At 70.2% G+C, this 18767-nt stretch carries 18 protein-coding genes, 1 tRNA gene and 1 pseudogene; 11 read left to right on the forward strand and 9 right to left on the reverse strand.

What is annotated here, in order from left to right:
- Positions 1-137: 137 nt before the first annotated feature.
- From lysA to ACWCRD_RS31440, 3 genes are all read right to left on the reverse strand, one after another.
- Positions 138-1529: a diaminopimelate decarboxylase gene (lysA, locus tag ACWCRD_RS31430; protein ID WP_450969133.1), complete on the reverse strand. Its 1392-nt coding sequence runs from the start codon at positions 1527-1529 to the stop codon at positions 138-140.
- Positions 1530-1545: 16 nt separating this feature from the next.
- Entirely contained in the window at positions 1546-2538 is a 993-nt protein-coding gene (gene nrtL / locus ACWCRD_RS31435) for an ArgS-related anticodon-binding protein NrtL (protein ID WP_450969134.1), read from the reverse strand.
- A gap of 99 nt (positions 2539-2637) precedes the next feature.
- Positions 2638-3087 carry a response regulator gene (locus ACWCRD_RS31440; RefSeq protein WP_450969277.1) on the reverse strand — a complete coding sequence of 150 codons (450 nt, stop codon included), beginning with the start codon at positions 3085-3087 and terminating at the stop codon, positions 2638-2640.
- A 200-nt stretch (positions 3088-3287) separates the two neighbouring features.
- On the opposite strand from ACWCRD_RS31440, the gene ACWCRD_RS31445 reads away from it, so the two are divergent.
- Both ACWCRD_RS31445 and ACWCRD_RS31450 read left to right on the forward strand, forming a co-directional pair.
- Positions 3288-3359: transfer RNA gene (locus tag ACWCRD_RS31445), tRNA-Arg, on the forward strand.
- 248 nt (positions 3360-3607) lie between these two features.
- Positions 3608-4237, forward strand: coding sequence for a hypothetical protein (locus ACWCRD_RS31450; RefSeq protein WP_450969135.1), 630 nt, complete (start codon positions 3608-3610; stop codon positions 4235-4237).
- A 79-nt stretch (positions 4238-4316) separates the two neighbouring features.
- On the opposite strand, the pseudogene ACWCRD_RS31455 reads toward ACWCRD_RS31450, so the two are convergent.
- Positions 4317-4559, reverse strand: a pseudogene (locus tag ACWCRD_RS31455) (tyrosine-type recombinase/integrase); the annotation flags it as partial.
- An 80-nt stretch (positions 4560-4639) separates the two neighbouring features.
- Positions 4640-5650, reverse strand: coding sequence for a non-homologous end joining protein Ku (gene ku, locus ACWCRD_RS31460; protein WP_450969136.1), 1011 nt, complete (start codon positions 5648-5650; stop codon positions 4640-4642).
- A gap of 81 nt (positions 5651-5731) precedes the next feature.
- Between ku and ligD the strand changes: the two genes are divergently transcribed.
- Positions 5732-6613, forward strand: a complete 882-nt coding sequence (ligD, locus tag ACWCRD_RS31465) for a non-homologous end-joining DNA ligase (protein WP_450969137.1) — start codon at positions 5732-5734, stop codon at positions 6611-6613.
- Positions 6614-6889: 276 nt separating this feature from the next.
- On the opposite strand, the gene ACWCRD_RS31470 is transcribed toward ligD, so the two are convergent.
- On the reverse strand, positions 6890-7693 hold the full coding sequence (locus ACWCRD_RS31470; RefSeq protein WP_450969138.1) for a nuclease-related domain-containing protein: 804 nt from the start codon (positions 7691-7693) through the stop codon (positions 6890-6892).
- A gap of 110 nt (positions 7694-7803) precedes the next feature.
- Here ACWCRD_RS31470 and ACWCRD_RS31475 point away from each other — a divergent pair, with 110 nt between their 5' ends.
- The 6 genes from ACWCRD_RS31475 to ACWCRD_RS31500 all read left to right on the forward strand — a co-directional run bounded on the left by ACWCRD_RS31475 (position 7804) and on the right by ACWCRD_RS31500 (position 13910).
- Positions 7804-8310 carry a protein-tyrosine phosphatase family protein gene (locus ACWCRD_RS31475; RefSeq protein WP_450969139.1) on the forward strand — a complete coding sequence of 169 codons (507 nt, stop codon included), beginning with the start codon at positions 7804-7806 and terminating at the stop codon, positions 8308-8310.
- A gap of 153 nt (positions 8311-8463) precedes the next feature.
- Positions 8464-9189, forward strand: a complete 726-nt coding sequence (locus tag ACWCRD_RS31480) for a hypothetical protein (RefSeq protein WP_450969140.1) — start codon at positions 8464-8466, stop codon at positions 9187-9189.
- Positions 9186-10433, forward strand: coding sequence for an ATP-binding protein (locus ACWCRD_RS31485; RefSeq protein ID WP_450969141.1), 1248 nt, complete (start codon positions 9186-9188; stop codon positions 10431-10433). Before ACWCRD_RS31480 ends, ACWCRD_RS31485 begins: the two co-directional genes overlap by 4 nt.
- Before the next feature lie 186 nt (positions 10434-10619).
- A complete protein-coding gene (locus tag ACWCRD_RS31490) occupies positions 10620-11012 on the forward strand; it encodes an SH3 domain-containing protein (RefSeq protein ID WP_450969142.1) in 393 nt (130 codons plus the stop codon).
- 43 nt (positions 11013-11055) lie between these two features.
- A complete protein-coding gene (locus ACWCRD_RS31495) occupies positions 11056-12435 on the forward strand; it encodes an FtsW/RodA/SpoVE family cell cycle protein (RefSeq protein WP_450969143.1) in 1380 nt (459 codons plus the stop codon).
- Positions 12435-13910: a penicillin-binding transpeptidase domain-containing protein gene (locus ACWCRD_RS31500; RefSeq protein ID WP_450969144.1), complete on the forward strand. Its 1476-nt coding sequence runs from the start codon at positions 12435-12437 to the stop codon at positions 13908-13910. The genes ACWCRD_RS31495 and ACWCRD_RS31500 overlap by 1 nt, the downstream gene beginning before the upstream one ends.
- On the opposite strand, the gene ACWCRD_RS31505 is transcribed toward ACWCRD_RS31500, so the two are convergent.
- Positions 13890-14846 (reverse strand): sensor histidine kinase, encoded by a 957-nt coding sequence (locus tag ACWCRD_RS31505; RefSeq protein WP_450969145.1) that lies wholly within the window; start codon positions 14844-14846, stop codon positions 13890-13892. The two genes, ACWCRD_RS31500 and ACWCRD_RS31505, sit on opposite strands and share 21 nt — an antisense overlap.
- A 72-nt stretch (positions 14847-14918) precedes the next feature.
- Complete coding sequence (locus ACWCRD_RS31510; RefSeq protein ID WP_450969146.1) at positions 14919-15854, reverse strand: nitrate- and nitrite sensing domain-containing protein; 936 nt, start codon at positions 15852-15854, stop codon at positions 14919-14921.
- Between the two features lie 167 nt (positions 15855-16021).
- Here ACWCRD_RS31510 and ACWCRD_RS31515 point away from each other — a divergent pair, with 167 nt between their 5' ends.
- Positions 16022-16531 (forward strand): DUF3291 domain-containing protein, encoded by a 510-nt coding sequence (locus ACWCRD_RS31515; protein ID WP_450969147.1) that lies wholly within the window; start codon positions 16022-16024, stop codon positions 16529-16531.
- Here the strand turns inward: ACWCRD_RS31515 and ACWCRD_RS31520 are convergent.
- Positions 16528-17643: a ferritin-like domain-containing protein gene (locus tag ACWCRD_RS31520; RefSeq protein WP_450969148.1), complete on the reverse strand. Its 1116-nt coding sequence runs from the start codon at positions 17641-17643 to the stop codon at positions 16528-16530. The genes ACWCRD_RS31515 and ACWCRD_RS31520 overlap by 4 nt on opposite strands.
- 127 nt (positions 17644-17770) lie before the next feature.
- On the opposite strand from ACWCRD_RS31520, the gene ACWCRD_RS31525 reads away from it, so the two are divergent.
- On the forward strand, positions 17771-18709 hold the full coding sequence (locus ACWCRD_RS31525) for an AurF N-oxygenase family protein (protein WP_450969149.1): 939 nt from the start codon (positions 17771-17773) through the stop codon (positions 18707-18709).
- Positions 18710-18767 lie beyond the last annotated feature (58 nt).

The following is an 18767-nucleotide window of genomic DNA, read 5'->3' on the forward strand; positions in this document are numbered from 1 at the left end:
GTCACGGTTGGACCAGTCTCACTCACCGGACTGGAGTTTCTATCGAATGTCCGGATCGTGAGACATCTATTTCATTTGTACGGGGGTGGAAGACAGGAGATCTTCCACCCGCCCGGGGGTCTTTCCGGTTGTCCGCCTCATCCGACGTCGAGACGCAGGAGGTCCTCCTCCGTCTCGCGGCGGACGATGACCCGCGCCTCGCCGTCGTTCACGGCGACGACGGGCGGGCGGAGCACGTGGTTGTAGTTGCTGGCCATGGAACGGCAGTACGCACCCGTGGCCGGCACGGCGAGAAGGTCACCCGGTGCCAGGTCCGAGGGCAGGAACGCGTCCTTCACCACGATGTCCCCGCTCTCGCAGTGCTTGCCGACGACCCGGGCGAGCATGGGTTCGGCGTCGGAGGTGCGCGACACGAGCGCGACGCTGTACTCGGCGTCGTAGAGCGCGGTGCGGATGTTGTCCGACATACCGCCATCGACGGAGACGTAGGTACGGAGGTTGTCGAGGGGCTTGATGGTGCCGACCTCGTAGAGCGTGAAGGCCGTCGGACCGACGATGGCCCGTCCCGGCTCGACGGAGATGCGAGGGGTGCGCAGCCTGGCCGACTCGCACTCCCGCGTGACGATCTCGGTGAGAGCCTTGGCGATCTCGTGCGGCTCGCGGGGATCGTCGTCGCTCGTGTACGCGATCCCGAGCCCGCCCCCGAGGTCGATCTCGGGCAGCTCGACACCGTGCTCGTCACGGATGTCCTTGAGCAGCCCGACGACCCGGTGCGCGGCGACCTCGAACCCGGACATGTCGAAGATCTGCGACCCGATGTGGCTGTGGATCCCGATGAGCTCCAGCCCGTCGAGCTGCAGCGCCCGCCGCACGGCCTCGGCGGCCTGCCCGCCGGCCAGCGGGATCCCGAACTTCTGGTCCTCGTGGGCGGTGGCGATGAACTCGTGGGTGTGCGCCTCCACACCCACGGTGATACGAATCTGCACGCGCTGCCGCTTGCCGCGTTCCTGCGCGATGTGGGCGACGCGCACGATCTCCTGGAAGGAGTCGAGGACGATCCGCCCGACACCGGCCTCGACGGCCCTGGTGATTTCGTCGACGGACTTGTTGTTGCCGTGGAAGGCGATGCGCTCGGCGGGCATCCCCGCGGACAGAGCGGTGGCAAGCTCACCCCCGGAGCACACATCCAGATTGAGCCCTTCCTCGTGCAGCCACCGCACGACGGCACGCGACAGGAACGCCTTTCCGGCGTAGAAGACGTCGGCGTCGGCCCCGAAGGCGCTGCGCCAGGCCCGCGCCCGGGCCCGGAAGTCGGCCTCGTCGAGGACGTAGACGGGGGTGCCGTACTGCTCGGCGATGGTCTTCACGTCGATACCGCCGACGGTGGACACGCCGTCCTCGTCGCGGGTGACCGTCTGGGACCAGACCTTGGGGTCGAGGACGTTTAGGTCGGTGGGCGGGGCCGAGTAGTGGCCCTCGGGGAGGACGTCGGCGTGCCGGGGCCCGGCGGGGTGTGCGGAACGGCTCATCTTCTTTGCTGGCTCTCTAGAGGTGTCGGGGTGCGTCGATGCCGAGCAGGAACAGGCCACCGGCCAGCACCGCCCCGGCGGCTTCGGCGAGCGCGAGCCGGGCACGGTGGGCGGCCGAGGGTTTCTCGTCACCGCGCGGCAGCACCACGGGAAGGACGGCGAGAACGGCGTCGGCGACGGTGACGAGGTGCCGGGCGAGACTGTCGGGCGTGCGCTGTGCAGCCGCACGGGCGAGAACGCGGGGGTGGTCGGCAAGGACGGCGAGCAGGGCGGCCACGTCCTCTTGTAGGTGCTCTACGTCTCCAGGCTCGGGGGTGAAGCCCAGGTCGGCGGCGTTACGGCTGAGGGCCCGGGTGCGGGCGTGTGCGTAACGGACACGGAAGAGAGGGTTGCTCTCGCGCTGGACCAGATGATCGGCCGTGATACGGGGCCGGTCGTGGGCGGCGGGGTGCAGCAGCGCCCAGCGGGCGGCGTCGGGGCCGAGGAGTGCCGGGTCGTCCGGGGCCGGGACGGGCCGGAGGTTCACCGGCTCGCGATGGTCGACCTCGACGCGGCCGCCCTGTGAGCCGATGATGCGCACGAGGGCGTCCGCGACGACTTCGGCCCGTACGTCGTACGGGATGCGCAGTTCGACGACTTCTCCGGCGAGGGCGCCGCTGTGACCGTATGCCGTGCCCTCGCGGAGGATCTCGCGAGTGAGCGCGGCCGCGGATGCGGATGCGGTTGCCCCCTGCAGGCTGATGTTGAGGAACCCCGGCCCGGTGACGACGACGTCCGCGACGCCGTCCGTGCGGGCGAGGTGCTGCTGCAGGATCTCGGCGACACGCCGGGGTGGCTGCCCGGCGGGCCGGGCGAGCTGCAGGGCGATGTTGGTGGCGTAGTCGCCACAGCCACCCGGCCCGGGCGGCACGACAACGACCCGTTGCGGCACGGCCACGTTCAGCTCCCCCTCGTCGACAGCACGACGCACCGCGCGCAGCACGGTACGGGAGAGCTCGACGGGGGTCACGGCACAAGCGTATGGGAGGAGGGGGGTGGGTAGGCGAGCCGGTTTGGGAGAGGTCCGGGATGTGGACGGGGCGGGTGCACGGGAGGACCTCCGCCCGGGTCAGCCGCCGGCCCGCCCGGCCCGCTCGGTCTCGCCGAACCCGAGAACACTCCCGAGCCCGGGCTCACCGCCCTCTCCCCGGCCCCTCGCACTCCTCCTCCGCTCGATCAACTGCTGCACGAGGCGCACGAGTTCGCCAGGCTCGAAGGGCTTGGCGAGAAACGCGTCGACCCCCACATCCAGCCCGGTCTCGATCTCGTACGAGGTGCAGGCGCTGACGATGACGAGGGGAAGGTCACGGGTCAGCGGATCGGAACGAAGCCGGGAGGCGGTCCGCAGACCGTCCAGCCGGGGCATCACGACATCGAGTGTCACGACATCGGGCCGCACCTGATGAACGACATCCAGACACTCGGCACCGTCAGCCGCGGTCACCACCTCGAAACCCTCCAGCTCGAGATTGACCCTGATCAGCTGCCGGATGACCTTGTTGTCGTCCACAACAAGCACCCGGCCCGACGCGCCTGGCACAACTCGAGAGTAGGTCCGGACCGGCCACCGCGTCCGGGTTTTCCCCACTTCCGGCCCTTGCGGGGGACGCCCCTCCACCATCCGCCACGGCGACGGGCGCCCCCGGAAACCCGTTCATGAACACCCCGGATGAACTGGTAGTGTTCTACCCGTCGCCGCGCACACAGCGCAGCGACCACGCCCCCGTAGCTCAGGGGATAGAGCAACGGCCTCCGGAGCCGTGTGCGCAGGTTCGAATCCTGCCGGGGGCACCCTGTATGAGGTGCCCAAAGACCCCGTCACCAGCGGAAACGCTGAGGCCGGGGTCTTCGCGTATGTGCAGGCGTGTGCCGCCCGGAGCGGCGGTATGTCGGGGTCTGTGGACGAGGCGTGGACGGGATCTTGGAGCGTCGCCGCAGGTGAAGGGGCTCGTTAGAGTCGAGCAGACGACGGGCGACGGGTTGTCCTTCAGCCCCTGCCCGTAGGCCGGCGAATGGACGAGTTGGGGGATTTCGTGGACATGACCACACTCGCCGTGACGCTCATCAGCGTCGCAGGCACGCTCGGCGGGACCTTAGGCGGGGCGATGCTCAGCCAGCGTGCCAGCCGGGCCGAAGCAGCGGAGCAGAACCAGCGGGCTGACCGCGAACAGGAGCAGCAGCGCAGCGAACAGGCGCTACAAGCCAAGCGGGATCTCTACGCCCAACTGAACACCACGGCTCGCGCTTACCGCGTAGCTGCCCGAGACGCTGTTGAAGCCGCCGAACGTGGTGAGAGCGTCAACCCGGCACTACTCGACGCTGCTAAGGAGGCCTGGGCCGAGCAATATTCCCAGGCCCAGATGGCGCTGGGGAGTGATGTCCTGGAGGTGGCCTCTGCCCTCAACAGGTCGCTTGGACTCGGGTACTCCGTCGTCAAGCAGTTGCCGAGCAGTCCGGAACCCAGCAGTGCGTTTCAGCGGGCCAAGACATGGTTCCGGGGCCCATTGTCCGACGGCGTCTACCTGCTGCGAATCACACTGCGACACGAACTCGGCGTCGAGGCCGAACCCAATTTCGACCAGACTCGGATGCAGAGGCTCGCCGCACTCGAAAGGGCACGTAACAGACTCGCGGAACAACTCGGCGCGGAGCGGGGCCAGGCCACCTAGAACCTCGCCACACTTGGTAGCCCGAAGCCGACGAGGCCCCGGGCAGGATGCCAGGGGCCTCGAACACCATGTGGTGGTGTCAGCCGTACTCGCGCAGCAGGTCCTCGATGCGCCGGTTTGCGACGTCCTGCCGTCCGTCGACGCACTTCGCATAACGGATCAGCAGGACCTCAACACTGTTGCCAGCGCGCTCGGCAACCTCGGTGGGATCGACGCCCGCATTGAGCCACGTCGACAGGGCCGAGTGTCGAAGGTCGTACGGTCTACTCGCCAGCGGCGAGGCCGCGACAGCCGGCGGGAGGCCGAGGAGCCTCGCCTCTTGAAGACCTCACCGCACTCTGCGGGCCCCGCGCCACCGTCAGCAGGATTCGAGCTCCGCGACGGAGTGGAGCGGTGTCGGTGTCAGGCCGTGCGTTTGCGGGGTGTTGTCTTTTTTGCCGGGGTCTTTTTTGCTGCCGTCTTCTTCGTTCCCTGCGTCGACTTCGCCGTGGTCTTCTTTGCTGAGGCAGACGCCGTCGTCTTCTTTGCGGTTGTCTTCTTGGCCGTGGACGTCGACTTCTTTCCGCCTGCCTGTTTCGGGGCCGTTCGGGCCGACTTGCGGGGCGGGAGGCGTCTGACCTCTGCCGGTTCCTCCTCGCCGCGCGACTCCTTGGCGGCCTTCACGCTCTTTTCCAGTGCTGCCATGAGGTCCAGGACCTTGCCGCCCGCCGCCGGTTCCGGGGCCTCCGGTGGGGCCTCGCCGGCCGCCTTTGCGGCTACGACCTCCTCCAGCGCCTCGCGGTACTCGTCGTGGAGTTCGTCGAGCTCGATCCCGCCCAGGGTGTCCATCAGGGCGTCCGCCAGGTCCAGTTCCTTGTCGTTGATGCTGACCTTTGCGTCAGGGGCCACCCCCTCGGGGGCACGGACCTCGTCCGGCCACAGGAGGCCGTGCATGGCGATGGCGTCCTCCACCACCCGCAGCATGCCCAGCCGTTCCCTGCCGCGCAGGGCGAACTTGGCGATCGCCACCTTGTTGCTTCGTTTCAGGGCCTCACGGAGCAACGTGTACGGCTTCGCCGCCGGGGCGCCGCCCGCCGCCAAGTAGTACGCCGCGTCCATCTGGAGGGGGTCGATGCTGTCCGCCGGAACGAACGCCACGATCTCGATCGTCTTCGCCGTGGGAAGCGGCAGATGGGCCAGGTCCTCGTCCGTGATCGGGATGATCGTGCCGTCGGCGTCCTCGTAGCCCTTGCCGATCTCCGCCCCGCTGACCTCCTTGTCCTCCAGTTCGCAGACCTTGCGGTAGCGGATGCGGCCGCCGTCCTCCACATGGATCTGGCGGAAGGAGATCGAGTGGCTCTCGGTGGCGTTCACCAGCTTGATCGGGATGCTGACCAGGCCGAACGAGATGGCGCCGTTCCAGATGGATCGCACGTGCAGCACCCTTTCGGTCGGTTTTGATCTATTTGCAGCATTCACTCGGTTTCATTGCAGTTTGCGTGAGATTCTCATCGTATGACGCCGATCACAGAGGTGGAGGGGCGACGGCTCGCGCTCAGCAACCTCGAGAAGGTGCTGTATCCCGCGACCGGGTTCACCAAGGGTGAGGTGCTGCACTACTACGCCACCACCGCAGACCACCTGCTCCCCCACCTCCGCGACCGGCCCGTCTCCTTCCTGCGCTATCCCGACGGGCCGGGCGGACAGGTGTTCTTCGCCAAGAACGTGCCCCCCGGTACGCCCGACTGGGTCACCACCGCCGAGGTGCCGCGGATGGAGGGGCCGGCGCGAATGGTGCTCGTACAGGACCTGGCGAGCCTGATGTGGGCCGCGAATCTCGTCACCGAGTTCCATACGCCGCAGTGGGTCGTCCAGGACGCCGGTGTCGCCGACCGGATCGTCTTCGATCTCGATCCAGGGGCGCCCGCGACCGTCGTCGACTGCTGTGAGGTCGCCCTCTGGCTGCGGGAACGGCTCGCGGCCGACGGCATCGGCGCCTTCGCCAAGACCTCCGGCTCCAAGGGGCTGCACCTGCTCGCAGCGGTACGGCCCACCCCGTCCGAGCAGGTGAGCGAGTACGCCAAGCAGCTCGCCGTCGAGGCCGAGCGGGCCATGCCCCGGCTCGCCCTGCACCGGATGACCCGGAGCCTCAGGCCCGGGAAGGTCTTCGTCGACTGGAGCCAGAACGCCGCCCGGAAGACCACCGCCACGCCCTACACCCTGCGCGCCCGGACCGAACCCACCGTCTCCGCGCCCGTCACCTGGACCGAGGTCGAGGAGTGCGGGTCACCCGCCCAGCTCAGCTTCCAGGCACCCGACCTCGCGCCCCGTCTCCAGGACTACGGCGATCTGCTCGCCCCGCTGCTCGACCCTGCCGGTGCGGCGCCGCTGCCCTGAGTCCGCTGTCCGGGGACCCCGGGGGCAGCCGTCCCTGGGGGCTGCGCCCCCAGACCCCCGCTTTCGGCCTGAACGGCCTCGTCCTCAAACGCCGGACGGGCTGAAGAACGACGGCCTCGCGCTCAAGCGCCGGACAGGCTGAAGAACTACGGCCTCGTCCTCAAGCGCCGGACGGGCTGAAGAACGACGGCCTCGCGCTCAAGCGCCGGACAGGCTGAAGGACAACGGCCTCGTCCTCAAGCGCCGGACAGGCTGCAAAACACTGCCCGGCCGCCGTCACACCCGCGTCCAGGTCCCCCGGTCCCGCGCCATCGCATGCAGCACCTCCACGTCCGCCGGCTTCAGCACACCGCCGAGGCGGGCCAGGCCCTCCAGCTCCGTGTCCTTCAGGACGCGGACCTCGCGCAGCGGGGCCGGGACAGCGACGTCCGCGGGCTCCGCTAGGGCCAGGACCGGGTGGACCTCGGCCGTCAGGGCGTACGAGGCCCGGTCGGCGTCCGCGCGGACGCGGCGCAGCAGCGGGTGGGGTTCGCGGCGGCCCAGGGTGACCATGGGGTCGGCGACCGTCACCTTCTGCTTACGGGCGTACACCGTATGGACGGCGAACAGGCCGCCCGGGCCGATCGCCAGGTGGTGGATGCGGTCGCCGCCGGGCAGCGGGATCGAGTGCAGGGCGTGCCAGCCCGCGCCGTCGAGGCGGTCCAGGGCCTCGCCGACCGCCTGTTCCGCCGCCAGCGCCCGGCGACGGGGGTCCGGACGCAGCCGGTGCGGCGGCCCGGGTTCCCGGTCCAGGGCGACCAGCAGCGCCTCGCCGGGGCGGTTGGGCGCCAGGTCGTCGTCCGGGTGGAGGGAGAGCCGGGCCAGCTCGGCCGGGGTCGGTACCGGCGGCGGGCCGACGGTCACCGGGCCGGTGAGGAAGGGGCCCAGAGCCTGCAGCACGTCCTCCCTCTCGTCCTCACTGAGCAGGTTGACCCTGGCGGCCTCCCTGTCGTACCAGGCGACGTTCCGCCCGTCCGTGAGGCATACGTAGAGCCGCTCCTGGCCGTGCCGCCAGGACGGTACGACACGCAGTCCGGTCATGCACCATCACCCCTTGACCATGGGAACAGGCGGGGTGCTCCCCGGGCAAGAACCCGGCTACCTTTGACGAGGAGTTGGGCTCCACGGAAGCGGCGCTTGGGGAGGCCTGATTGCGTACCCGCAGGAAGCAGCCCGACGTACCGGCTCCGGACAGTCCGTGGAGCGAGATAGTGCCCGGACTGTGGATGGGCGGGCACGAGTTCAGGGGTCGCACCGGGCAACTGGAGTTCGCTGTCGTGCGGGGCGAGTTCGATCTCGTACAGACCTTGCTGAGACTGCCGGGGCACGGGCCCGACCCCGGTGTGGAGCACCATGTGTGGGCGATACCGGACGGGCCGCTGGACGGCACCCAGCTCGCGGGGGTGATGCGCCTGGCGCAGGCCGCGGGCGAGGCACTGGACGAGGGCCGCAAGGTCCTCGTCCGCTGTTATCACGGATACAACCGCTCGGGGCTGGTCATCGCGCACGCCCTGGTCCGCCGGGGGCACGCCACCGAGGACGCGATACGGCTGATACGGTCCCGCCGCTCCCCCTGGGCGCTGCACAACGAACTGTTCGTGGACTATCTGCGGGCAGGGCTGTCCACGGCACGGCTGCTGGAGGAGCTCGCCGAGTAGCAGGGCGGTGCCGAGCAGCCGTGCGGTGCCGAACAGCCGGGTGATCAGGTCGCTGAGCAGCCGTATCGCCAGGTAGCCGAGTAGCGAGGTAATCGTTTCGCCGGACGAATAGGGTGTACCGGGTCACCGATGGTTCTCAGCCACAGGAGTACAGTGCTCCGCACTCGCGCCGCATGCACAGCCCTCGCCACAGCCCTCCTCGCCCTGCTGGCGGCGGGCTGCGGTGACGCGGGCGGACTGCAGGGCGCCGGGTCTACCCCGACCGCGACCAGCCCGGACAAGCTGTGGCCCGGCCTGAGTCCGGCGGCCAGTCCCGCCTGGGACTACGACAACGGCGAGTCCGAAGTCATGAAGGGCATCACGGCCCCGGACGACGACATCCGCAAGGTGGACCCGGTGGCCGTGGTCAGGGCCGAGATGTCCCAGCACCCGTCCGACTACTCCGGCTCCAAGGCGCCGTACCGCGACACGGCCCGCCGTATGGCCTACTGCGGCAAGCGGCCGGCGAACCCGAAGTGCCCGCTGCTCAAGGCGTACTACCGGGATGTCACCGGTGACGGGCGCGCCGACATGACGCTGGGCTTCCGGCTGCTGCCCGGCAACCAGACGGCCGTGCGCGTCTACACCGTCGAGGCGGGCCGGGTGGTCCAGGTCATGTCGAACAACGACGCGGTGAGCGGTGTCGAGCTGGCCGGGCGTTCCGTGATCATCCACGCGCCGTCCGATCTCGTCGACTACGAGTACCGCTTCCAGTGGACCTGGGACCCCAACCAGCGCGTGATGCTGCTCACCCACGACGAGATGCTGCACATCGGCAAGCGCGAGCGCCTGTCGCACCCCTCCGCATCACCCTCCGCCTCCCCCTCGGCGACCCCATGACGAGGCTCGCGCTCCCCCAGTGGACCGGCACGCTCGCTCTGAAGGCCGCCGTCTTCATCACGGTGATGTGCTGTGCGCTCGCCGCGCTGCTCGGCGTGCTCGTGCATGTGTCGGTGACGAACCAGACCGTCGGCCAGGCCCGCAACCTCGCGCTGTCGCGGCTGACGGACGCGACGAAGGCGTACGAGGCCGGGGACTCGCTGCTGCCGGGCGCCGGCGTCGATCCCCCGGGGCTGCCGAGGGCGCTGCGGGAACTGGCGGCGGACGGGGACCGCGGCACGATGGTCTCCGAGCACCACGGCCGTCCCACGATGTGGGCGGCGGGTCCCGCGGACCGGAACAGGGCGCTTGCCGTCGAGGTCGACTACTCGCAGCAGTCCCGTACGATCGCCGCGCTCGACCAGTCGATCCTGTGGTCCTCGGGCCTGGCGATCACGGTGACGCTGCTGGTGGGCGCGTTCGCGGTGACCCGGGTGACACGGCGGCTGCACGCCACGGCGCAGGTGGCCCGGCGGATCAGCGCCGGCGACCTGGACGCCCGCGTCGGCGACCCCCGTACGAAGGATCCGACGCACCCCCAGGACGAGGTGGCCGCCGTGGCCGCCGCGCTGGACTCGATGGCGGCCTCGCTGCAGGGCAAGCTGCTGAGCGAGCAGCGGTTCACCGCCGACGTGGCGCACGAGCTGCGCACCCCGCTGACCGGGCTGCACGCGGCGGCCGAGCTGCTGCCGCCGAGCCGGCCGACGGAGCTGGTACGGGACCGGGTGGCCGCGCTGCGTACGCTCACCGAGGATCTGCTGGAGATCTCCCGGCTGGACACCGGGCGGGAGCAGCTGGAGCTGGACGCGGAGGAACTGGGGGCGCTGGCCACGCGGGTGGTGCGGGCGTCGGGGACCGACACGGAGGTCGTCGTCGTGCGGGACGCCCGCGTGGAGACGGACCGGCGGCGGCTGGAGCGCGTGCTGGGGAATCTGGTCGCCAATGCGCACAAGCACGGGCGGGCTCCGGTGTCTCTGACAGTGGACGGGGCGGTCGTGACCGTACGGGATCACGGGGACGGGTACCCCGACTATCTCCTTGAGCATGGGCCGCAGCGGTTCCGGACCGAGGGGGGTGCCAAGGGGCACGGGCTTGGGTTGACCATTGCGGTCGGGCAGGCGGAGGTGTTGGGGGCTCGGCTTGAGTTCGCCAATGCCGTTGATGGTGGGGCGGTTGCGATTTTGACGCTCGGCCAGGGTGACTGACCAAGAGCTCGGGGCTGCGGGTCATTGGTGGCGCGCGGGCCCGTGGGGGCTTGTCGCGCAGTTCCCCGCGCCCCTGTCGGGGCGCTCCTATGGACCAGCGTGACAGGCGAGCCCAGTCCCCTCCTCCTAATGTGGCTGGCATGTGGCGAATAGTCAGCTTCGCCCCCGTTCATGGAGGTATCCCCCATGTCCCTGCGCTCCACCTTCATACGCCTGGCCACCGCCACCGCCGCCTGTGCTCTCGTCAGTTCCGTGGCCGTCTCGCCCGCCCTCGCGGACGACGAGTGGGGCGGCGGTGACGGGGACCCCGGCTTCGGCCAGGGGGACGAACACCACCACGACCGGCTCGCGCGGGGTGTGGTCACCGCGGAGACGCTGTTTCTGCGCAGTGCGCCGAACCGCGGCAGCCAGGTGATCCGGGTGGCCCACGAGGGCGATGTCGTCTCCATCTTCTGCAAGACCCCGGGCCAGCGCGTCGACGGCGACAACATCTGGTACCTCCTCCCGGACGGCACCTGGGCGTGGGGCGCGGCCCGCTTCATCCGCGTCACCGGCCACGAAGAACCGCGCTGGTGCTGAGGCCCTGAGATCACAAGACCGACTATTTGGGTAGGTTCCGGACATGACCAACGCCGGACCCACCGTGGCACAGGCGGACACCCCGGCCACCCCGGCCCCTGTGACCCGCCTGCCCCGGCGCCGTGGCGTCGAACTCGCCCTCATCGTCGTCGCCGTACTGCTCTGTGTGTACGGCTACTGCGCCGTGGGCCTCGCCAGGAACGGCACCGTCCCGCCCGGCGCCGCCGGTTACGGCGCCGGGCTCGGCGTGCTCGCGCTGCTCGCCCACTGGGCGGTGCGGATGCGGGCGCCGTACGCCGACCCGCTGCTGCTGCCCATCGGGGTGCTGCTCAACGGCATCGGTCTGGTGCTGATCCACCGGCTCGACCTGGAGACCCCCCATGACCAGGCCGCCCCCGCGCAACTCGTGTGGTCCACGCTGGGCGTGACCCTGTTCATCCTGCTCGTGCTGATGGTCCGGGACTACCGGGTGCTCCAGCGGTACGCGTACGTCTTCGTCGTCGCCGCGCTCTTCCTGCTGGCGCTGCCGATCCTCTTCCCGGCCGTGAACGGCGCCCGGATCTGGGTGCGGATCGCCGGATTCTCCATCCAGCCGGGCGAGTTCGCGAAGGTGCTGCTCGCGGTGTTCTTCGCCGCGTACCTGGCGGCCAATCGCAGTGCGCTCGCCTACACCGGGCGTCAGGTGTGGCGGTTCCGGAGGGTCCAGCTGCCCACGGGCCGGGTGCTCGGTCCGATTCTCGCCATCTGGCTGGCGAGTGTCGGTGTGCTGGTGCTGGAGCGCGATCTCGGCACCTCGCTGCTGTTCTTCGGGCTGTTCGTGGTCCTGTTGTACGTCGCCACCGGGCGCATCGGCTGGATCGCCGTGGGGCTGCTGCTCGCCGCCGCGGGCGCGGCGGCCGTCGGCTGGCTGGAACCGCATGTGAACAGCCGGGTCCAGGACTGGCTGCACCCCTTTGCGACGATCGAGGCGGGACAGGGCCCCAACCAGATCGCGCAGTCCCTGTTCGCCTTCGCGGCGGGCGGCGTCCTCGGTACGGGCCTGGGCCTCGGCCATGCGGTCCTCATCGGCTTCGCCACGAAGTCCGACTTCATCCTCGCGACCGCCGGGGAGGAACTGGGCCTCGCGGGCCTGTCCGCGCTCTTCCTCCTCTACGGCCTCCTCGTGGAGCGCGGCTACCGGGCCGGCCTCGCTCTGCGCGACCCGTTCGGCCGGCTGCTGGCGGTCGGGCTGGCCTCGATCGTGGCGCTGCAGGTGTTCGTGATCGCGGGTGGTGTGACCGGGCTGATCCCGCTGACCGGCATGGCGATGCCGTTCCTCGCGCAGGGCGGTTCGTCGCTGGTCACCAACTGGGCGATCGTGGCGCTGCTGATCAGGGTGAGCCATTCGGCACGGCGTCAGTACAACGGGGAGGTGGCGCCCTGATGGCGAGGCACATCCGGCACGCCGCCTTCTTCTGCGCCCTCCTCCTCGTCGCGCTCCTCGTCAACGCCGTCCGCATCCAGATCTTCAGCGCCAGGTCCTTCGACGACAATCCCGCCAACCGCCGTGCCACCATCGCCCGTTACGAGCGGCCGCGCGGCAACATCCTGGTCGACGGAGAGAGCGTCACCGGCTCCCGGGACTCCGGCGAGCAGCTCCGCTACGAACGGACGTACACGGACGGCCCGTTGTACGCGCCCGTCACCGGCTTCGCCTCACAGGTGTACGGCACCACGCTGCTGGAGCACACCGGGGACTCGGTGCTGTCCGGCACCGACCCGATGCTCTCGCCGTTCCCCCTGGTGGGTGACCTCACGCGCGCCCAGGGCCGAGGCGGCAACGTCGTGACGACCCTCAACCGGGCGGCGCAGCGGGCGGCCTACGCGGGGCTCGACGGGCGCAGGGGTGCCGTGGCAGCGATCGAGCCGACGACGGGGCGGGTGCTGGCGCTGGTGTCGAGTCCGTCGTACGACCCGGCCGTGCTGTCGGGGAACGCCGCGGCGACGGAGCGGTCCTGGGTCCGGCTGAACGACGATCCGGACAAGCCGATGCTCAACAGGGCGGTGCGGCAGACGTATCCGCCGGGTTCGACGTTCAAGGTGGTCACCGCGGCGGCCGCGCTGGACGCCGGTGTGGTCCTGGACATCGACCGGCCGACCGAGTCGCCGGACCCGTACCGGCTGCCGGGTACCACGACCATGCTGATGAACGAGGGCGACGGCTGCGAGGACGCCCCGCTGCGGGAGGCCTTCGCGTGGTCGTGCAACACGGTGTTCGCGAAGCTCGGCGTGGATGTGGGCGTGAAGCACATGGGGGCCGCGGCGAAGGCTTTCGGCTTCAACGACCCCCGGCTGCGGATCCCCTTCTCGGTGGCGCCGAGCACCTTCGACACCCACGTCGACCGGGCGCAGCTCGCGCTGTCGTCGATCGGGCAGTACAACACGCGGGCCACGCCGCTGCAGATGGCGATGGTCGCGGCGGCCGTGGCGAACGGCGGTCAGGTGCGCTCGCCCTATCTGGTGGAGCGGACGACCACGGGCAACGGCGCCACGATGACCACGGCGGGCTCGCGCCCGGTGCGCCAGGCGATGCGTCCGGAGACCGCCGACGTCATGAAGGAGCTGATGGAGGACGTCGTGACGGAGGGCACCGGCACGAACGCCGCGATCCCCGGCGCGATCGTCGGCGGCAAGACCGGCACCGCCCAGCACGGCATCGGCAACTCCGGCATGCCCTACGCCTGGTTCGTGTCCTGGGCGCAGAGCCGGCGCGAGGTGCTGCCGAGGGTCGCGGTGGCTGTGGTGGTGGAGGACGCGTCGGCGGACCGCGACGACATCACCGGGGGCGGGGTGGCCGCACCGATCGCCCGTGACGTGATGCAGGCGGTACTGAACTCGTCACCCGACAACAGCAGCTGACGACTGCTCCTGCACCAGCTTCGCCGGCAGGCCCACGTAGGCCGTGACGCCCGTGCCCTGGGTGGGGCGCAGTTCGACATGGGCGCCAAGGCGGGTTGCGAGGGCGCCGACGACGTGGTGGCCGAGGAAGCGGGTGGGGGTGGTGAGGAGTGTGCCGCCGCGGCCGCTGAGCAGGGAGTTGGCCTGTGCCATCCGTTCCCGGGTCATGCCGATGCCCCGGTCGAGGACGGCGAGGCAGTACTCGGTGCCGTCCCGCCAGCCGTAGATCTCGACCGGCTGCTGGGGCGGGCTGAACATGAGGGCGTTCTCCACCAACTCGGCGAGGAGGTGGGAGAGTTCGGCGACGGCATGGCCGCGGATGCGGCACTGTTCGAGGTCGACGGCGGCGACCCGGCGGTACTGTTCGACCTCCGCGACGGCCGAGCGCACCACGTCGGCGACGGCGATCGTGCCGGACCAGGAGCGGGCCGGGGACTCCTCGCCGGCCAGCACCAGCAGCGACTCGGCGTTGCGGCGCATACGGGTGGCGAGGTGGTCGAGTTCGAACAGCTCCCCGAGGGCGTCCGGGTCGAGTTCCTGGCTCTCCAGGGTGGTGATCAGGCCGAGCTGGCGGTTGAGCAGGGCCTGGTTGCGGCGGCCGAGGCTGGCCAGGGACTCGGTGCTGTTGCGGCGCAGCACGGCCTGCTCGGCGGCGAGGCCGACGGCGGTGCGCTCGACGTTGCGCAGGGCGGCGGCGAGCCGGGTGATCTCCCGTGCGCTGCCCGGGAGCCCGGGGCCGCCCTCCTCCGCGGGCAGCGGGGTGTCCGGGTCGGCCTGCTGGATGCGCCGGACCGCGGCGGGCAGCCGGTCGCCGGCAACGGCGTCCGCCTCGTCGGCGAGGGCACCGAGCGGGCGGGTGATGGAGCGGGCGGAGAGGACGGCGAGGGCGGTGGCCACGGCGAGGATCAGGGCGCCCAGGCAGACGTAGCCGATCAGCTCCCGGGTGGCGGAGTCGCCGGTGGCCGCCGCCTACGCCCGTACGTCGTCGCCCACCTGCTTCTGCACGCCGTGCAGATCGTCGACGAGGGCGGTCATGTCGGCCCACCAGCGGCCGGGGGCGACGGACAGGGCGGATCCTTCGGCGCCCGCCTCGGCCTGCTTCTCGTACCCGGAGACCCGGCGGGCGGCGGCCGTCGCGAAGGCCTTGTCGAGCGCCGACTCCTGCGTCCTGTCGGCAAGTTGGCGGAACTGGCCCAGGGCGGCCACACGGGTGGCGCGGATCTCGGTGAAGCCGAGGTACTCCCCGGAACGGAAGTGCTTCGCGGCGAACACGCCGTTCAGGGAGCCGCGTTCGAGGGCGACGGCCTCGGTGGCCCGGGCGAGCGCCTGGAGCGCCTGCACCCCCTGGGCGATCCGGCCGTCACCGCCCGGCGCCCCGGCCGATTCGGCGTCGATCAGGGCGGTCACGGCCTTGGTGTAGCTGTTCAGGGTGGCGGTGCGGTCGGCGGTGCCGGCGTCCACGCCGGTACGGGTCGAGGTGAGCGCGGCGAGGGGAAGCTCGGCGGTGTCCAGGGCCCTGGCGGCGGCGCCGGGCAGGTCCCCGCGCTCGTCGGCGAGGGCCGCCCTCAGCCGCTCCTCCGCCGCGTCGGTCCGCTCCCGCTGCCTGCGCACGTCGTCCCGGTACTCCTCGGCGCCGCCCAATAGCCCGTTGGTGAGCCCGCGTTCGCGCTGCACCTCCCGTACGACGTCCTGCACCCTCAGCAGCACGCCGACGTGCGCCTCGGTTGCCCGGGCGGCGGACCAGTCGGAGGCCCTGCCCGCCACGCCCAGCCCGGTCAGGGCGAGCAGAAGGCAGGTCGGGACGGCCAGCACGATGGCCATACGGCCGCGGATGGAGTTCCAGCCGGGCAGCGCGGGCAGGCGGAGCCAGGCCGGTCGGAGGGTGGTCGATGCATTCCCCGTCATGCCCCGCGAGACTACGGACGGGCAGGTCAGATCCGGGTTTCTCCATCGTAAGGAGCCGGTGCACAGGAACTCACGCAGGTCGTGGAAGCGCCGTGAAAGGCGGACATTGCTCACATGCTGAGACGGGGTCTGGGATCACCCCGCCCTCCCGACCTATCGTTCGGTCCATGACGACACCCGATGCCGCGTACCAACTCGCCCAGGTCAACATCGGACGCCTCAAAGCCCCTCTGGACTCCCCGCAGTTGAAGGACTTCGTCGACAACCTCGACCCCGTGAACGCCGACGCGGACGCGGCGGACGGTTTCGTCTGGCGGCTCGAGAGCGACTCGGGCAACGCCACGGACGTACCCGTCTTCGGCGACGAGTGGCTGATCATCAACATGTCGGTGTGGCGCGACAGCGACGCCCTGTCCGCGTACATGTACCAGGGCCGCCACCGCGAGATGCTGGCCCGCCGCCGGGAGTTCTTCGAGCGGGTGCAGGAGGCGATGGTGGTCCTGTGGTGGGTCCCGGCGGGCCACCGGCCGACCGTCGCGGAGGCCGAGCAGCGGCTGCTGCACCTGCGCGCGAACGGACCCACGCCGTACGCCTTCACGCTGCGGACGTCGTTCCCCGCGCAGGGGGCCGAGCCGGTGCCGCTGGAGGTGCCGGACGACCTGGGGTGCTCGGTCTAGCTCTCGCCCGCGGCCGCGCCCGCCACGATCGCGTCCGTCACCTCGGCCACCCGTTCCTGCTCCTCCACGGCGAACCGTTCCGCGTCCAGCCGTTCCGCGATCTCCTCGTCCTGGGCCATCAACAGGTCCAGGTTCGAGTCGCCCATCTCGAACACCCCCATGTCGGCGTACGCCTGCTGCAGCCGCTTGCCCCACAGGCCGATGTCCTTGACGCAGGGGACGATGCGGGAGAACAGCAACTGCCGGAACAGCGCGAGGAATTCGGACTGTTCGCTGTACTCCTCCGCCTCGGCCCTCGGAATGCCGAAGTTCTCCAGGACCTCGACCCCGCGCAGCCGGTCCCGCATGAGGTAGCAGCCCTCGATGACGAACTCCTCGCGTTCGCGCAGTTCGGCGTCGGTGAGCTGCTTGTAGTAGTCGCGCAGCGCCATCCGCCCGAAGGCCACGTGCCGGGCCTCGTCCTGCATGACGTAGGCGAGGATCTGCTTCGGGAGGGGCTTGTCGGTGGTGTCTCGGATCATGCCGAAGGCAGCCAGGGCCAGGCCCTCGATGAGGACCTGCATGCCGAGGTAGGGCATGTCCCAGCGGCTGTCGCGGAGGGTGTCGCCGAGCAGCGACTGCAGGTTGTCGTTGATCGGGTAGAGCATCCCGATCTTCTCGTGCAGGAAGCGGCCGTAGATCTCCGCGTGCCGTGCCTCGTCCATGGTCTGGGTCGCCGAGTAGAACTTGGCGTCCAGGTCGGGGACCGACTCCACGATCCGGGCGGCGCAGATCATCGCCCCCTGCTCGCCGTGCAGGAACTGGCTGAACTGCCAGGAGGCGTAGTGCTTGCGCAGCTCGCCCTTGTCCTTGTCGCTCATCCTGGCCCAGTGCTTGGTGCCGTAGAGCGACATGGACTCGTCGGGGGTGCCGAGGGGGTCGTACGGGTCGACCTCGAGATCCCAGTCGATGCGCTTGTGGCCGTCCCACTGCTTGTCCTTGCCCTTCTGGTACAGGGCGAGCAGGCGGTCGCGGCCGTCGTCGTACTCCCAGGCGAAGCGGGCCGCACCCGTCGCCGGCACCTGCCAGTGGGGGTCTCCCGCGTCCATGGCGTACAGGTCGTAAGTCGGCATGCTTCGCAGGCTCACACGCGGTAGACGCCGGGTCAACAAGTCGCGCACAGGGGATTGACGAGCTTGCTGACAAGCAGTCTCATAAGCGGTGGAGGATGTGACCCCGGGTAACAGAGGTGGGAGAACGATGACGACCCTGACGGAAGCCGACGCGCTGGACGGTCTGCGCGACGCGCTCGGGCTGCTCAAGGACCGCGAACAGGTGGCCGAACGGCTCCTCGCCTCCTCCGCCAAGCACTCCTTCGACCCCGACAAGGAGCTGGACTGGGACGCGCCCTTCGAGGAGGGCAAGTGGTTCTGGCCGCCGGAGCTGGTCTCGCTGTACGACACGCCCCTGTGGAAGCGGATGGGCGAGGAGCAGCGGATCCTGTTGTCGCAGCACGAGGCGGCCGCGCTGGCCTCCCTCGGCATCTGGTTCGAGCTGATCCTCATGCAGCTGCTGGTACGGCACATCTACGACAAGGCGGCGACGAGCGCACACGTGCGGTACGCGCTGACCGAGATCGAGGACGAGTGCCGGCACTCGAAGATGTTCGCGCGGCTGATCTCGCGCGGGGACGCGCCGTGGTATCCGGTGGCCCGGGCGCACCAGAACCTGGGGCGGCTGTTCAAGACGATCTCGACCACGCCCGGGTCCTTCACGGCCACCCTCCTCGGGGAGGAGGTGCTCGACTGGATGCAGCGGCTGACGTTCCCGGACGAGCGGGTGCAGCCGCTGATCAGGGGGGTCACGCGGATCCATGTCGTGGAGGAGGCCCGGCATGTGCGGTACGCGCGGGAGGAGCTGCGGCGGCAGATGGTGACGGCGCCGCGGTGGTCGCAGGAGTTCACCAGGGTGACGTCCGGTGAGTTCGCGCGGGTGTTCTCGGTCGCCTTCGTCAACCCCGAGGTGTACACGAACGTCGGGCTGGACAAGCGGGAGGCGATGGCGCAGGTTCGCGGCAGCGGGCACCGGAGGGAAGTCATGCAGACCGGTGCGAAGAGGTTGACCGACTTCTTGGACGACATCGGTGTGCTGCGGGGTGTCGGGCGACGGCTTTGGAAGAGCTCGGGGCTGCTGGCTTGAGTGCAGGGTGCGAGCCGGTGGGGGTTGCTCGCGCAGTTCCCCGCGCCCCTGAAGGGGC

It is taken from the genome of Streptomyces sp. NPDC002092 (assembly GCF_053593775.1).